Annotated in this window: 10 protein-coding genes; 5 read left to right on the plus strand and 5 right to left on the minus strand. The window is 69.2% G+C overall.

The window, feature by feature from the left end; genetic code table 11:
* Nucleotide 1 precedes the first annotated feature (1 nt).
* The 3 genes from ACG2DA_RS07870 to ACG2DA_RS07880 all read right to left on the minus strand — a co-directional run bounded on the left by ACG2DA_RS07870 (nucleotide 2) and on the right by ACG2DA_RS07880 (nucleotide 5,477).
* Entirely contained in the window at nucleotides 2–1,894 is a 1,893-nt protein-coding gene (locus ACG2DA_RS07870; RefSeq protein ID WP_395255003.1) for a sulfatase-like hydrolase/transferase, read from the minus strand.
* Between the two features lie 89 nt (nucleotides 1,895–1,983).
* Nucleotides 1,984–2,976 (minus strand): site-specific tyrosine recombinase, encoded by a 993-nt coding sequence (locus ACG2DA_RS07875; RefSeq protein WP_395255004.1) that lies wholly within the window; start codon nucleotides 2,974–2,976, stop codon nucleotides 1,984–1,986.
* Between the two features lie 95 nt (nucleotides 2,977–3,071).
* Entirely contained in the window at nucleotides 3,072–5,477 is a 2,406-nt protein-coding gene (locus ACG2DA_RS07880; RefSeq protein WP_395255005.1) for an ATP-dependent helicase, read from the minus strand.
* A 242-nt stretch (nucleotides 5,478–5,719) separates the two neighbouring features.
* On the opposite strand from ACG2DA_RS07880, the gene ACG2DA_RS07885 reads away from it, so the two are divergent.
* The gene (locus tag ACG2DA_RS07885) at nucleotides 5,720–6,178 is read left to right on the plus strand and encodes a DUF1569 domain-containing protein (RefSeq protein WP_395255006.1); all 459 of its coding nucleotides are present in this window, start codon (nucleotides 5,720–5,722) and stop codon (nucleotides 6,176–6,178) included.
* Between the two features lie 1,278 nt (nucleotides 6,179–7,456).
* On the opposite strand, the gene ilvD is transcribed toward ACG2DA_RS07885, so the two are convergent.
* On the minus strand, nucleotides 7,457–9,268 hold the full coding sequence (gene ilvD, locus ACG2DA_RS07890; RefSeq protein ID WP_395255007.1) for a dihydroxy-acid dehydratase: 1,812 nt from the start codon (nucleotides 9,266–9,268) through the stop codon (nucleotides 7,457–7,459).
* Between the two features lie 92 nt (nucleotides 9,269–9,360).
* Nucleotides 9,361–10,785 carry a sulfatase gene (locus ACG2DA_RS07895; protein ID WP_395255008.1) on the minus strand — a complete coding sequence of 475 codons (1,425 nt, stop codon included), beginning with the start codon at nucleotides 10,783–10,785 and terminating at the stop codon, nucleotides 9,361–9,363.
* Between the two features lie 123 nt (nucleotides 10,786–10,908).
* On the opposite strand from ACG2DA_RS07895, the gene ACG2DA_RS07900 reads away from it, so the two are divergent.
* The 4 genes from ACG2DA_RS07900 to ACG2DA_RS07915 all read left to right on the plus strand — a co-directional run bounded on the left by ACG2DA_RS07900 (nucleotide 10,909) and on the right by ACG2DA_RS07915 (nucleotide 14,973).
* Nucleotides 10,909–12,033, plus strand: a complete 1,125-nt coding sequence (locus tag ACG2DA_RS07900; RefSeq protein WP_395255009.1) for a N(4)-(beta-N-acetylglucosaminyl)-L-asparaginase — start codon at nucleotides 10,909–10,911, stop codon at nucleotides 12,031–12,033.
* A 120-nt stretch (nucleotides 12,034–12,153) separates the two neighbouring features.
* Nucleotides 12,154–13,719: a protein kinase gene (locus ACG2DA_RS07905; protein WP_395255010.1), complete on the plus strand. Its 1,566-nt coding sequence runs from the start codon at nucleotides 12,154–12,156 to the stop codon at nucleotides 13,717–13,719.
* Between the two features lie 19 nt (nucleotides 13,720–13,738).
* On the plus strand, nucleotides 13,739–14,725 hold the full coding sequence (locus tag ACG2DA_RS07910) for a Gfo/Idh/MocA family protein (RefSeq protein WP_395255011.1): 987 nt from the start codon (nucleotides 13,739–13,741) through the stop codon (nucleotides 14,723–14,725).
* Nucleotides 14,726–14,838: 113 nt separating this feature from the next.
* Entirely contained in the window at nucleotides 14,839–14,973 is a 135-nt protein-coding gene (locus ACG2DA_RS07915) for a hypothetical protein (RefSeq protein WP_395255013.1), read from the plus strand.
* Nucleotides 14,974–14,984: the final 11 nt, after the last annotated feature.

Raw genomic sequence — 14,984 nt, forward strand, 5'->3', positions numbered from 1 at the left:
GTCACTGCCGCGCCCCCTTTTTCTTGCCGACGCCGGCGTACTCCTTCATCCGGTCCACGTACCCGCCGTGGCTGAAGTCGCACGCCGCGATCGCCTCCGCGTAGGGCTCGAAGCCCTCGCCGATCCAATCGATCACGTTGAGGACCTTCAGCGAGGCGTAGCTGTCCTCCCGCAGCAGTTCCTTCCAGCAGGCCTGAGCCGCGTCCCGCTCGCCGGCCCGAAACAGGATCCACGCGGCCATCGTCCGGACGTGGTGCGATTCGTCGTCGAGGAGGCCCCGGATCGCCTCGAGATCGACGGCGCCCGCGTCCCGCTCCTGCACCCGGAAGCAGCCCACCGTCGCCCAGTACCGCTGGCCGAGGTCGTCGGACGAGAGTTTCTCGGTCAGCGCCGGCAGGTCCGCCGGGGTGGCGGCGAGGGCGGCCGCGGACGCCGCCTGCAGCGCCGGCACGTCGTAGCGCTGCGGGTCGCGGACGAATTCGAAGATCGTCAGCCCGGCGTCGTCGGCGAGGCGGACGACCTCGCTCTCCGGCAACAGGCCGGAGTCGTGGATCTCCCGCTGCCACTCGTCCAGCGCGGCGCTCATCCGCTCCACCTCGGCGGCGTATTTCGGGTCGTCCGCCAAGTTGTGGACGTTGTCCGGGTCGGCCTCGGTATCGTACAGCTCGTGCCGGGGTTTCGTGCCGAAGAACCGGCCGGTGATCTCGTTCGTCCGGCCCGCCCGGTGGTGCTCCTCCCAGGCCCGGGTCGCCTCCATGTTCCACAGATAATTGAGATGCTGACCCCAGGGGGCGTAGGGCATGTAGTTGCGGATATAGAGGAACTTCCGGTCGCGGATCGCCCGGACGTTGTCGCAGCGTTCGTCCATGCGGGCCCGGAAGCTGACGTGATCGTCCCGCGTTTCCTTGTCCGGCCCGAGGAAGACCTTGCCCTGCAGATAGTCCGGCGTTTCGGCCCCGCAGAGGGAGAGCCAGGTCTTCGGCATATCAACGAACGAGACGATGTCCTCCACCGGCCGCCCCGGTTCGCCCGGCCGGAGCTGTTTGTACTTCTCCGGAATGCGGACGATCAGCGGGCAGTGCGTGCCGCTGTCGAACAGGAACCGCTTGCTGCGGGCGATCACGCCGCCGTGGTCGGAGTTATAAACCACGATCGTGTTCTCCGCCAAACCGCTCTCCTCCAACTGCTTCAACGCCGCCCCGATGTCGGCGTCCATCTTCTTCACCTGGTCGTGGTAGTGGGCGTAGTTCTGGCGGATGACCGGGATGTCGGGATGATATTCCGCCACCCGCACGTTTTCCGGGCTGTGCGTCGTCTTGGTGACGTCTCCGAAGGCCTTCGATTCGTGGGACTTGGTCGTGTTGAGGACCATGAAGAACGGCTGCTGTTTTTTGAGCGTCTTCCAGTCCATTTTATTCGTGTCCCACGCTTCGCCGTCCGGCCGGCCGCCGATGTTGTAGTCGGTCTTCCGGGCGTTGCCGACGTAGTAACCGGCCTTCTTCAACAGGTCCGGGTAATAGGCGATGCGATCGTGGGGGATCGGATAGCGGCTCCGCATGTTGTGCGTGCCCATGGAGAGGGCGTGCATCCCCGTGATCCAGGTGCTGCGGGCCGGGGCGCAGACCGGGGCGTTGGCGAAGCAGTACGGGTAGCGGTGCCCCTCGGCGGCAAGCGCATCGATGTGCGGGGTGTCCGCGTGCGGATTGCCGTAGCAGCCGATCCAGTCGACGCTGTTGTCCTCGCTGGTGAGCCAGAGAATGTTCGGTCGCTCGTCCGCGGCGTCGTTCGCGGCCTCGGCGGCCAGGCCCGTCCCGTTCCATCCGAGGAGGAGCAGGGCGACGAGGGAACCGAGCCGGAACCGCGGGGCGGGGAAGCGATCGGGGGCGGGCGTCATGGCGGCGGGGCGAGCGAGGCGGACGGCGTGGCGTTCGTGGATGCGTACCCTACGGGAACGCTCAGCGGTTCTCCCGCGTCGCCGGACCCTCATCCCCGCGGGTGGTGCCTGGCGTGAACCGCCTTCAGTCGGGTGTGCTCCACGTGGGTATACACCTGCGTGGTGCGAATGCTGGCGTGGCCGAGCAGCTCCTGGAGCGCCCGCAGATCGGCCCCGCCGGCGAGCATGTGCGTGGCGAAACTGTGCCGCAGCGTGTGCGGGCTGACCTTCGAACTGCACCCGGCGAGGGCGGCGTATTTTTTCACCAGGTCCCAGACGGTCGCCCGGGTCAGGGCCCGGCCGGTGCGGGAGAGCAGCAGCGGGGCGCCCTCGCCGGAGACGCTCGGCCGGTCGCGGGCCAGCAGGGGGCGGGCGTCGGCGAGGTACGCCTCCAGGGCCGCCCGGCAGCGGGGGTTCAGGCCGACGACCCGCTCCTTGTTCCCCTTGCCCAGGCAGCGGGCCCAGCCGCCGCCCAGCCGCACGTCGGCGACCTTCAGACCCACCACCTCGCTGGCCCGGCAACCGGTGGCGTACAGCAGGGCCAGCGTCGCCCGGTCGCGGACGACCAGCGCCCGCTCATTCTCCCCGGCGCCGGCGGGGGCCTGGGGGGCGTCGAGGAACGCCTCCACCTTCTGCGGGCTGAGCACGGCCGGCAGGCGGTCCCAGAGTTTGGGGGAATCGAGCAGTTCCGCGGGGTTCTCCGTCGCGGCCCCCTCCAGCACGAGGTAGCGGAAGAACTGCTTGAGCGACACGAGGTGCCGCCCCACCGTCGAGGGGGCGTACCCGGCGTGGGTCAGGTCGGCCTGATAGTCGAGCAGAAACTCGAGCGTGACCGCGTTCGGCCCGACGTTCCGCGACGGCTGCGCCTTCACCCAATCCAGAAAGCGGTTCAGGTCGCGGACGTACGCCGCGACGCTGTTCGCCGCCATGCCGCACTCCGCCTTCAGATAGGTCTGAAAACCTAACGCGTGCGCCGCCAGCCCCGGCGCCGCCTGGGCCGCGGCGAACCGACTGCCGGCCTTCGGTTTAAAACGCGGGGGCATCGGACTCAGGGGGAAGGGGCGAGGCGTAAGGCGTAAGTAGAATTCTGATCGACCGGCTCAAGACTTACGCCTTACGCCTTTCCCCTTTCCCCTCCTCACCCCACCGGCTGCAGCGGGGCCTTGCTGGCGACGAAGGTCTTCGGGCTGTCGCCGTCCTCGAACAGCACGCTGACGCGGCGGTTGCGGGCGCTGCCGTCGCTGTGGGTCACCGTGCCCAGTCCGTACCGCGGGTGGCGGACGGTCTGGCCGACCTGGAACCCCAGCGGGATCTCCGCCCCGCTGGTCTCGCCGTTCAGCAGGCCGGCGGCGGTGGTGAGCCGCAGTTTATTCTGGGTGAGCGAGCCGACGTTCGCGGGGCGTTCCGTCTGGTCCGGCGGTTCGTCCGCGTCGGTTTGGGGGTGTTCCCACTCGGGGACGTCGTGGTCAGCCGGCTCCTGCGAGAAGTCTTCGAAGTCGTAGCTGCGAGAGCCCCATTCGTCGCCGCCGCTGCGGTCGTCGAGGTCCAGCGTCATCTCCGTGAGGAAGTCGCTGGGCACGCAGTGCTGCGGACGGCCGCGGACCTCCCGCTTGCGGGCGTGGGTGACGGTGAGTTTTTTCATCGCTCGGGTCACGCCGACGAACATCAGCCGGCGTTCCTCCTCAATTTCGCGGCCGTCGTGCGACCGCAGGCTGCGTTCGTGCGGCAATAAGTTCTGCTCCACGCCGACGACGTACACGACCGGGAACTCCAGCCCCTTCGCCGCGTGCAGCGTCATTAAGGTCACCTGCCCGCTTTCCGGCTCGACGGTGTCGGCGTCCGCGAGCAGGGCGGTGGTCTCTAAAAAGCCGTCGAGCGAGCCGGCGCCCTGTTGGTCGTGGTCGTACTGGGCGGCGGCGGTGACGAGTTCGTCGGCGTTGGCCAGCCGCTGCATCTCCTCCTCGTCCCCCTCCGCCCAGGCTTTCGCCAGCCCGCTTTCGTCCAACACGGCCCGCACCAGCGGGGCGACCGGGCCGTGGGCCTTCTCGCTGAGGGAATCAATTAATTTGGCGAACTTTCCGACCAGCGTGGCGGCCCGCTTGCTGACCCCGCTGGCCTCGCCGGCCCGGCGGGCGGCTTCGAGCATGTCGAGGCCGTTCGCGTCCGCGAAGTTCAACACCCGTCGCTGGGTCGTGGCGCCGATCCCCCGCTTCGGTTTATTGACCGCCCGGGCGAAGGCGACGCGGTCGTCCGGGTTCGCCAACAACCGCAGATAGGCCAGCGTGTCCTTGACCTCCATCCGGTCGTAGAACGCCGTGCCCGCGGCGACCTGATAGGGGACCCCCCGGCGGCTCAGCGCCAGTTCCAGTTCCCGGGAGAGCGCGTTGACCCGATAAAAGATCGCCACGTCCGCCGGTTTGTATTTGCCGGCGTGGGCGGCGTCGTGGATCTCCTCGGCGATTAAATCCGCCTCGTGCCGGCCGTCGCGGCAATACAGCCGCCGCGGGGCCTCGCCCTCCTCGCCCACGCCGATCAGCTTCTTCGCCTTCCGGTGAACGTTGTTGGCGATCAATTCGTCCGCGGCGAACAGAATCGCCCCGGTGCTGCGGAAGTTTTCCTCCAGCCGGATCGCCTTCGCCCCGGGATAGTCCCGCTCAAATCGCAGGATGTTTTCAATTCTCGCCCCCCGCCAGCCGTAGATGCTCTGGTCCGGGTCGCCGGTCGCGCAGAGGTTCGGGTGGTCCTGCGAGAGGGCCTTCACCAATTGATACTGGGCGAGGTTCGTGTCCTGATATTCGTCGACGAGAATGAACCGGTGCCGGTCGTCCAAATGTTCCCGCAGTTCGGGGCTGTCCTCTAATAACGTGACGGCGTGGAGTAATAAATCGTCGAAGTCGACGGCGTTGCTGTCCAGCAGCGCCTTCTGATAAGCCGGATAGACCTTCGCGAGGACGGCTTCGATGTGGTCGCCGACCTCGTGTTCGAACTTCAGCCGGAACCGCTCCGCGGTCAGCATTTCGTTCTTGGCCCGGCCGATGCGGTGCAATAACTGGCCGGGCGGGTAGGCGGCGGCGTCGACGTCCTTTTCGCTGAGCACCCGCCGCAACAGCGCCGTCTGATCGGCGGTGTCGTAGATGCTAAAATTTTCCTTCAGCCCGATCGCCTGCCCGTACCTCCGCAGCAGCCGGGAGCAGAAGCGGTGGAAGGTGCTGACCCAGACGCGGGTGCCGGGCAGCAGGGCGGCGACGCGGTCGGCCATCTCGCCGGCCGCCTTGTTGGTAAAGGTGATCGCGAGGATCTGCCGCGGGTCGACGCCCCGCTCGACCAGCCGGGCGATGCGGCGGGTGATGACCCGCGTCTTGCCCGACCCCGGCCCGGCCAGCACCAAGAGCGGCCCCCGGAAGTGCTCTACCGCGGCCCGCTGGGCCGGGGTGAGGTCGTCCGGCGCTTCTTTCCCCTCGATCCCGGCGGCGGCCCGGGAGTGATCGGCGGAGAGGGCTTCGGGCGACGGCTGCGGCGGCCGCGGTCGGGGGGGGCGGGGCATGGGGATCTCGCTGCTGAACGTCCGTGCGGGAGGCGGATGGTACGGCGGCGGCCCGCTTCCCCCAAGCCGGGTGCGGCGTCGCCCCCGTGCGGCGTCCCATGCGCTCACGCCGGACGCGGATGAGCATGGAGAGCGAAGCGGCTTCGCTGGCGACGGCCGGGTGTCGCTCGCATGTTCACCCCGCTCCGCGGCGCCCGGCGTTCGTTTCGCTCTCGTCCCGCTCCAAGTCAATAGCCGCCGAAATGCGACGCGAACTCCTGCTCCAAGACTTGGCCGAAGTGAACGCCGAGTGCGATCGGCTCCTTCGCTCCGGCTACGTCCGGCACGGCAACTGGACGCTCGGGCAGATCTGTCGGCACCTGAAATTAACGATCGACGCGAACGTCGACGGGTACCCTTGGTGGATGACCGCCCTCGGCTTGCCCCTTCGGCCGATCCTGCGACGCGTGATGTTGCCGCGGCTTCTCCGCGGGCGGTCCCCCAGCGGGATCAAGACCGCAGCCCGCTTCGTCCCGCCGGCGGGGTTGGACGACGCGGCCGAGGTCGCGTCGTTCAAAGAGTGCGTGGACCGCTACCGGACGCGCCGCGACCGCCTCCACCCGCACCCGGGATTCGGGGGGCTGACGCCGGAGACGTTCGACCGTTTTCACGCGGCCCACGCCGCGCATCACCTCAGTTTTCTGGACGTGAAGCCGTCGTGAGTCGCGGGGCGCCCTGCTCTTACGCAGCAGACGGGTGAGCATGGAGCGCGACGCCGACGGCCTGTTGCGGGGGCGGGCGTCGCTCCGCATGCTCACCCCGTCCGGCTCCGCCGCCGCTCCGCCGGCCGGTGAGAGCATGGCACACAGAACAATGCCACCCGCCCGGTTATTTGTCCGGTTCTTATGCAAATTCGATCTGTTGGGCTTTCGTAGCCGCTTGGCTAACGATCTTCTTGATGCTCTTTAGCAGGTCGCCGAATGAACTTGCCTCGCATACGACAAATTGGGTGAATCGCGAATGCAAAGCAAACCTCTCAGCGCCTGTGAGAGCATCGCGAACTCTTGAGGGCAGGCTGAAGTCGTGCTCCCCTGCTGCACTCCGCGCAGCATCAATCTTACACAACGTAGTTGCGCTGACCGAATGGATGGAGCTGCAAGCGCGTTCGCAGTGTCGCTCGAAATCTGGCCCGTAGTCTACGTACGTGACTAACCATGGCACCCGCCGCCCGAGGTCTTCAGGCCCTTTCGCAGAATTTACGGATCCGGACGAGAACCCTTTTCTCGCCACATACACTTCCGCATTCGTAACCAAGATTGGGCAGTAGAAGTATGGCAAGCTCTCTTCTGCTGTGGGGGCGATGCTCCAAGCTGAGCACGAACTCACCAGGCGGGGAAGGGCATACTGAAGCTGCGTCAATCCGTGTCGAATCTTGCAGTCCGTTACGCCTCCTTCATGCGAATCTATCTCGACGCCTTTAGCACACAAGTCTAAATTCTCGTCAAACGCTACAGTCGCATTTGGGCTCAAGATTCGCATGGAGAACTCGTCGGCGGCACGTATGGTTTGGCCGAGAGTGAATGGTGAGTAGTCGGGACGGTTTGGGTCAGGCAGGAACAGCCAGTTGATGCCAGGTCTTCTATGTTTGCACTCGACAAGAAGGTGAAGATCAGACGACATGCGATTTTCATCTGTGAACGGCGTCGTTGCTGTTGCATGTATATCGACCGAGAAATCTTTTCTTTGGCCTGCGTCTTCCCTTTCGTATGTGTAGTCGACAGTGGTGGAAAAGCCTGTGCGGACCAACCGCTTCGCCATCTCGAATTCAAGGGGGAGGCTCGATGAAGCGAGCTTCGCCTTCCACTTGTCGGATTAAGTAATTGCCATGAGATGCGTGAGCTTCGTTTGGTGTAGCTATACCCTGCTGTATTCCCTCCTAATAGGTGGCACCCCGTGTGGGGCGTCTACCAGCCAGTCCGCACTGCGGAGGCCATAGCTCCTCACCCGTCCGTCACGCAGCCGTGGCTGGCGTCGGAGACGAGTTTGACGTACTTGCCCAGCGTGCCGCGGGTGGCGCGGGGCGGGGGGAGGGGGAAGTCGGCCTTCCGCTGGGCCAGTTCCTCGTCGGAGAGGTCCACCGTCAGGCTGTTCGATTCGGCGTCGACGGTGACGGTTTCGCCGTCGCGGATCAGGCCGATGGGGCCGCCGACATGGGCCTCCGGGGTCACGTGGCCGACGATGAAGCCGTGGGAGCCACCGGAGAAACGGCCGTCGGTGACCATCGCCACGTCGTTGCCCAGGCCGGCGCCGACGATGGCGCTGGTGGGGGTCAGCATCTCCGGCATCCCCGGGCCGCCGACCGGGCCTTCGTGGCGGATCACCACCACGTCCCCCTTCTGAATCTTGCCCGCCTCCAGCCCGGCGAGCATGTCTTCCTCGCTGTTAAAGCAGCGGGCCGGGCCGCTGAACCGCAGGCCCTCCTTGCCGGTGATCTTGGCGACGGCGCCGCCGGGGGCGAGGTTGCCTTTGAGCACCCGCAGGTGGCCGGTCGGTTTGATGGGATTGTCGACCGGGCGGATAATCTGCTGGCCCTCGATCAGGTCCGGCAGGTCGGCGACGTTTTCGGCGAGGGTTTTGCCGGTGACGGTGGGGCGGGAGCCGTCCATCAGGCCGGCGGCGATCAGCCGCTTCATGACCGCCGGGGTGCCGCCGACGGCGTGCAGGTCGCTCATCACGTACTTGCCGGACGGTTTGAGGTCGGCGAGGTACGGGGTGCGGTCGGAGACGGCGGCGATGTCGTCCAGGGTGAACTCCACGTTCGCGGCGTGGGCCATCGCGAGCAGGTGCAGCACCGCGTTCGTGCTGCCGCCGAGGGCGGTGACGAGGGCCACGGCGTTCTCGAAGCTGGTTTTATCGAGCAGGTCGGAGGGTTTGCGGTCGGCTTCGAGACAGTCCTTCAACACTTCGCCGACGGCCCGGCACTCCTGCACCTTGCCGGGGTCGGTGGCGGGGATCGAACTGCTGTAGGGCAGGCTGAGGCCGAGGGCTTCGATCGCGCAGGCCATCGTGTTGGCGGTGTACATGCCGCCGCAGGCGCCGGCGCCGGGGCAGCTGTTGGCGACGATCTCCTGCCGTTCGGCCTCGGTGATGCTGCCGGCGATCGCCTGGCCGTAGCTCTGGAAGGCGGAGACGATGTCCAGCTTGTCGCCTTCTTCCTCGGCGCCGTCGTTCTGCTGGGCGTCGGGGACGAGGTTTTCGTTCTTCATCCCGCCGGGGGCGGCCGGGGTGCGGCCGGGGCGGCAGCCGGGCTGGATCGTGCCGCCGTAGACCATGATCGACGGCCGGTCGAGCCGGCACATCGCGATCACGGCGCCGGGCATGTTCTTGTCGCAGCCGGGGAGCGTCACGAGGCCGTCGTACCACTGGGCGGCGACGATCGTCTCGATGCTGTCGGCGATTAGGTCGCGGCTCTGGAGGGAGTAGCTCATCCCCTCCGTGCCCATGCTGATGCCGTCGGAGACGCCGATCGTGTTGAACCGCATCCCCACCAGCCCGGCGGCGGTCAGGCCGGTTTTGACCTCCGCGGCCAGATCGAGGAGGTGCATATTGCAGGTGTTCCCCTCGTACCAGACGCTGCCGACGCCCACCTGGGGCTTCTTCAGGTCGTCCAGCGTCAGGCCGGTGCCGAGCAGCATCGCCTGGCTGGCCCCCTGGCTTTTGGGGGCGGTGATGCGGGCGGAATACCGGTTCGGCCCGCCGGCGGCGGCGGGCTGGGGGCGGTGCGGGGGGAGGGAGGCGGCGGAATCAGACATGCGCGGGAGTGTGCCCGGGGACGGGGCGGAAAGGCTAGCGAACGTCGGCCGGACGCCCGCCGCGGCGGCGGGGTTCGCCGACACGGCCGGGTTCAGGGCGCCGGCTTGGCCAGCAGGCCCGGCCGCCAGCGGTCCGGTTCGGTCAGCAGGCGGGGCTCGTTGAAGACGGTTTGCTCGTCGCCCTGCCGTTTCATCCAGGCGCTCAGCCGGAGGGAGAGGTCGTCGCGCACGCCGGCGGCGGCCGGGCCGACGGGATCGGCGAGGAGGTTGTGCTGCTCCAGCGGGTCCGTCTCCAAGTCGTACAGTTCCTCCGCCGGCCGGTCGTAGTGTCGGCGGACGACCCCCGCGGCGGCGGGATCGGTCTGCGCCCGCTCGACCCATTCGAGCCAGTAGTCGCCGGAGGTTTTGCGGACCAGCAGGTCGATGTGCGTGGTGAAGGCGTATTCGGGGTGCAGGTTGCGGATGTACTTCCAGCGCGGGGTGCGAATCGACCGCGTCGGGTAGACGTTGAACTCCCGGTCGCCGCTGTGCGTGGTGAAGATCGCCGCCCGGTGCACGTCGCCGAGGGGCGGTTCCGAAGCGACCAGCAGGTCGGCGAAGGAGTAACCGTCCAGCCCGGCCGGGGCCTCGCCGCCGGCGAGTTCGATCAGCGTCGGCAGCAGGTCGACCCAACTGACCAGCGCCTCCGACGTGGTTCCCGCGGCGACCCGCCCCGGCCAGCTGACGATCAGCGGGACGCGGACGCCGTCGTCGTACAGGGTGAACTTGCCGAACGGCCACTGGGCGCCGTGGTCGCTGGTGTAGGCGACCAGCGGGTCCGGCCGCAGATGTTCCGCGGCGAGCCTCCGCAGTTCGCCGAGGAAGGCGTCGAGTTCCTTCACTTCCTGCTGGTAGCGGGCCCGCTGGACGCGGGTTTGCGGGGTGTCGAGGAAGGTCGCCGGCAGCGTGATCTCCGCCGGGTCGTAGGACGTCTCCTCCGGCCAGCCGACGTGCGGGTTGCTGATGCCGACGAACAGGCAGAGCGGCTTGTCCGAGGTGCGGTTCCGCAGGTATTCGGTGACGTTCTTCCGCAGCGGCTTGAGGTCCTTCGCCAGATTGAACGTGTCGAAGCCGTAGTCCTTCGCCGAGCGGCCGTGGGCCACCTTGCCGAACGCGGCGACCTCGTAGCCCAGCGACCGCAACACCGTCGGCAGCTTGGTCACGTCCTCCCGCGGGAAGCTGTGGTTCTCCTCGGCCCCGTTGCGGGCGGGCATCAGGCCGGTCAGCAGGGCGGCCCGGCTGGGGGCGCAGGTGGGCGAGGCGACGAAGGCGTTGGAGAAGGTCATGCCGTCCGCCGCCAGGGCCTCCAGGTGCGGCGTCTCCATCAGGCCGCCCTCGTACACGCTGCAGTCCCGGCGGGAGTGGTCGTCGGCGAGGTAGATCAGCATGTCCGGCCGCTCCGCCGCGGCGGCCGAACCGAGCAGCGTCAGCAGGACGAACGCGGCGCCCCGCAAATCGGAGAGGAACGAACGGGGCATGCCGGGGCGGGCCGTCGGAGGATCGATCGGAGACGGCGAATGTAAGCCGTCTGTCGCCCGGCCGCGACGCGCCGGGTATGGTGCGGGCGGCTCGCGATTCGATTCTCCGGACGAAGTTCGCCGATGTCGCTGCCCCGCCGTTCGCTGCTCGCCGCCGCCCCGCTGGCCGCCCTGGGGGCGGCGTCGCCGAGCGTGCGTCCGTCCCCGGCGAAACCGCCAGCGAACGCCGGCCCCGCCCCCGGCTTCCGGGGGAAGGCGGTCGCCAGCGCCAACGGGCTCGAAGCGGTCAAACTTTCCGTAACGCGAATGGGGGCGGGCGCCGACCCGCTGGCGGCGGCGATCGAGGGCGTGGGGCTGGTGGAGGCCGACCCGGAGGACCTCACCGTCGGTCTGGGCGGGTTGCCGAACGAAGACGGCGTGGTCGAACTCGACGCCGCCGTGATGCACGGCCCCACGCACACCGCCGGGGCCGTCGCCAGTTTGCGGGGCGTCATGCACCCGGCCCGGATCGCGGAGCTGGTCCGCACGCGGACCGATCACGTGCTACTGGTCGGGGAGGGCGCCCGCCGTTTCGCCACGGCCCACGGGTTCAAGGAGGAGGACCTGCTCACCGACCGGGCCCGGCGGCTGTGGTTGAGGTGGAAGGAGGAACTCTCCGCCGACGACGACTGGCTGCCCGCCCCCGCCGACCCGGCCGACGCCGCCGCTCTGCGGAAGTGCTGCGACGACAGCCCGCAACTCGCCCGGGCGCTGCGGGCCGGCCGCACGCCGCGGCCGACGGGGACGATTCACCTTTCGGCGATCAACGCCGCCGGCGAGTTGGGCTGCACGACGACGACCAGCGGGCTGGCCTTCAAGATTCCCGGCCGGGTGGGCGACTCGCCGATCGTCGGGGCGGGGTTGTACTGCGAAGCCGGCGTCGGCAGCGCCGGCAGCACGGGGCGGGGCGAGGCGAACCTGCAGAACCTCTGCTCCTTCGCCGCGGTCGAACTGATGCGGGGCGGGATGAGCCCGGCGGAGGCGGGGCTGGAGGTTCTGAAACGCGTTGCCGCGACGACGCCGGACCGGTTGCGGGACGAGCAGGGCCGGCCGACTTTCGGGCTGAAGTTCTACCTTCTGTCGGCGGACGGCCGGCACGCGGGGGCCTCGATGTGGGGCCCGGCGGAGTTCGCCGTCGCCGACGACCCGGCCGCCCCCGACGGCGGCGCCCGACTGGAGCGGTGCGTCGCGCTCTACGATCGGGCCTGAGCGATCCCCGACCCTCCGCCCTGACCCCCTCCGCGTCCCGATCACGCTCCCACCGTTCCGCGGGGGCGTTACACTGAGGGGCCGCGCGGGGCTCCCCGCATTCCTCTCACTGCGTCCGCCGTGGCCTGGTTCCTCTCCAAAAAGCCGTCCGGGCCGGCGAAGACGGTCAAAGAGCTGGCCAAACGGCTGACCGACGGCGGCCTGATCGAACAAAAGCAGTTCGACGTCGCCCTCTCCTCGGTGCCCGCCTCCAAGCGGACGCCGGAGGCGCTGATCGACGCCCTGGAGGAGGCCGGCACGCTGACCAACTTCCAGGCGGAGCTGGCCCGCAACGGGGAGATCGAGACGCTGGTGATCGGCGGTTACAAGCTGATCTACCGCAACGCCGCCGGCGCCTTCGCCCGGGTGTACCGGGCCGAGGCCCCGGACGGCCGCAGCGTGGCGCTGAAGGTGCTCCGCGGCCGGCACGCCTCGGACCCGCGGCAGGTGGCGGCGTTCGAGAAGGAGGCCCGCATGGCCGCCAAGCTCGATCACCCCAACATCGTGCCGATCCGGGACGTCGGGGCCGACGGCGACCGGCACTACTTCGCGATGGACTTCGTGGAGGGGGGCAACCTGCGGGACTTCCTCACAATCCGCGGGAAGCTCAGTCCCAAGGACGCCGTCGGCATCGCCCTGGATATCGCCGAGGGCCTCGCCCACGCCGCCCGCTACGGCATCACCCACCGGGACCTCAAACCGGGCAACGTGCTGTTCGACACCCTCGGCAACGCCAAGCTGGTCGACTTCGGCCTGGGCGGGGAGGGGGACGAGGGCGCCGACCTGCGGGCCGTGGAGTACTCCACCCTGGAGAAGGCCACGCAGGCCCCCCGCGACGACCCCCGCAGCGACCTCTTCTTCCTCGGGTCGATCCTGTACGAACTGCTGACCGGCGTGCCCCCCTGGCCGTCGACCGCGGTGCGGAGCGAGCGGAGCGAGGTCAGCCGCTACCGGGACGTCACCCCGATCGTGGACCTCGCCCCGGACCTGCCGCCGGCCGTGGTGGCGGTGGTCGGCAAGCTGATGGCCTGGCGACCGACTGCCCGCTACCAGACCGCCGCCGAGGCCGCCGCCGCCCTGCGGACGCTCGCCGCCTCGCTGGACGACGCCCCGGATCCCGGGGAGGCGGGCGCCGGGGCGCCGGACCTCGCCGACGCTTCCAGCGACCTCGACCTGAACGAAGGCGGCGGCGACCGTCCGCTGCCCAAACTTTTGCTGGTCGAAAACCGCCCGTCGAAGCGGGGCATCGTCTCGGAATACCTCTCGAAGCGGGGCTTCGAGGTGACGACCTGCGACGGCGCCGACGACGCCCTCGCCCTGATCGAACTCGACCCGCCGGACGCCGTCCTGCTGATGGGCGAGGCGCTGGGCGACGACCTGTTCGGCCTGTTCGGCACGCTGAAGGCCCAGGGGGTCAGCGGCGAGCCGCTCGCGGTGGTGGCGCTGGTCACGGCGGGGCAGGCGAAGAAGAAGAACGCCCTGCACGCCAGCGGGACCTGCCGCGTGCTGGCCCAGCCGGCCAGCCTGCGGAGCGTCCGGGCCGAACTGTTCCGGGCCCTGAAGCGGGTGCTCTCCGAAAGTCGGCTGATCCGCCTGCGGGACTACGCCGCGTCGTCGTCCTCATCCCGGTCCGGCGAGAAAACCTGAACCCCCTCCCGTCGACGGCATGACCGACGCCCCCGCCCCCCTGCGGTTCGGCCTGCTGGGCGCCGGGCGGATCGCCGCCAAACTCGCCGCGGCGATGAGCCGCACCGCGGGGGTGACGGCGGCGGCGATCGGCAGCCGCGACCCCGCCCGGGCCGCCGCCTTCGCCGCCCGGCACGGCGTTCCCGTGGCGGGCTCCTATGAAGAGGTCGTGGCGAGCCCCGACGTGGACGTCGTGTACCTCGCCCTGCCGCCGCACCTCCATCTGGAATGGGGGCGAAGGGCCGCGGAGGCCGGTAAGGCGGTACTGTGCGAAAAGCCGCTCGCCCCGACCGCCGCGGACGCCGAAGCCCTCGCCGCCGCCTGCCGGGCGGCTGGCGTCGCCCTGATCGACGGGACCCAGTGGACCCGCAGCCCCCGGGCCGACGCCTTCTGGTCCGCGCTGGGCGGCGGGGAACTGGGCGAACTGACCCGGGTTACCGCCGCCTTCAGCTTCCACGCCGACGGCTGGGAGGCCGACGAGCACCGCCTCGACCCGACCCGCGGCGGCGGCGTGCTGCTGGACCTCGGCTGGTACTGCGTCCACGCCGCCCTGTGGGCCTTCGATGCCGACCCGGTGCACGTCGCCTGCTCTCTCACCCGGGAAACCCACGCCGCCGGGGCGGTGGACGTGGCGGCCAGCGGCCTGCTGACCTTCCCCGGCGGCCGCACCGCCGGGTTCGACGTGAGCTACCGCACGGCGTGGCGGAACTGGATCGAGTTCGCCGGCCCGGCCGGCAGCCTCGTCTGCGACGACTTCACCCGGCCCCGCGACCCGGCGAAGGTGCGGCACTTCCGCCACGACCGCCGCGGCGACGCCTCCCGCGTCGAGCTGCCGGGGTTCGACCCGCAGGCCGAATTCCTCACCCGCGTCGCCGCAGCGATCCGGGCCGGCGGGGACGAGGAGGGGCTGAAGCTCGCCCTCCGGACGCAATCCGTGCTGGACCGCCTGCGGGAGGCGGCGGGGTGACGCGACGTCATTGGGGCGCGCTGCTCGTGGTTGCGGGGCTCGCTCAGTGGGCGGCGGCGTGGTGGTGCTCGAACGAACCACAGTCCGAATGGGTCACGATTGCTCCTGCCGGCGTGACGTTCGGTCCGCGGACGATCTGGAATCGGCTGAAGCTCCCATTTCTCCTCGGCGGGGCGGCGTTTCTACTCGCCGCGTTCCTGCTGTGGTGGACCGGCCGGGCGGCGCCGCGGGACGACCGAGACGTGTGACTCCGGGGAGC

Origin of the sequence: Alienimonas sp. DA493, from assembly GCF_043951915.1 — a bacterium.
In the GTDB taxonomy this organism is placed as follows: Bacteria; Planctomycetota; Planctomycetia; order Planctomycetales; family Planctomycetaceae; genus Alienimonas.

What these genes read in the sequence shown, in the direction of transcription:
- ACG2DA_RS07870 (WP_395255003.1), bottom strand. Translation starts at nt 1,894, where the DNA reads ATGACGCCCGCCCCCGATCGCTTCCCCGCCCCGCGGTTCCGGCTCGGT.
- ACG2DA_RS07875 (WP_395255004.1), bottom strand. Translation starts at nt 2,976, where the DNA reads ATGCCCCCGCGTTTTAAACCGAAGGCCGGCAGTCGGTTCGCCGCGGCC.
- ACG2DA_RS07880 (WP_395255005.1), bottom strand. Translation starts at nt 5,477, where the DNA reads ATGCCCCGCCCCCCCCGACCGCGGCCGCCGCAGCCGTCGCCCGAAGCC.
- ACG2DA_RS07885 (WP_395255006.1), top strand. Translation starts at nt 5,720, where the DNA reads ATGCGACGCGAACTCCTGCTCCAAGACTTGGCCGAAGTGAACGCCGAG.
- ilvD (WP_395255007.1), bottom strand. Translation starts at nt 9,268, where the DNA reads ATGTCTGATTCCGCCGCCTCCCTCCCCCCGCACCGCCCCCAGCCCGCC.
- ACG2DA_RS07895 (WP_395255008.1), bottom strand. Translation starts at nt 10,785, where the DNA reads ATGCCCCGTTCGTTCCTCTCCGATTTGCGGGGCGCCGCGTTCGTCCTG.
- ACG2DA_RS07900 (WP_395255009.1), top strand. Translation starts at nt 10,909, where the DNA reads ATGTCGCTGCCCCGCCGTTCGCTGCTCGCCGCCGCCCCGCTGGCCGCC.
- ACG2DA_RS07910 (WP_395255011.1), top strand. Translation starts at nt 13,739, where the DNA reads ATGACCGACGCCCCCGCCCCCCTGCGGTTCGGCCTGCTGGGCGCCGGG.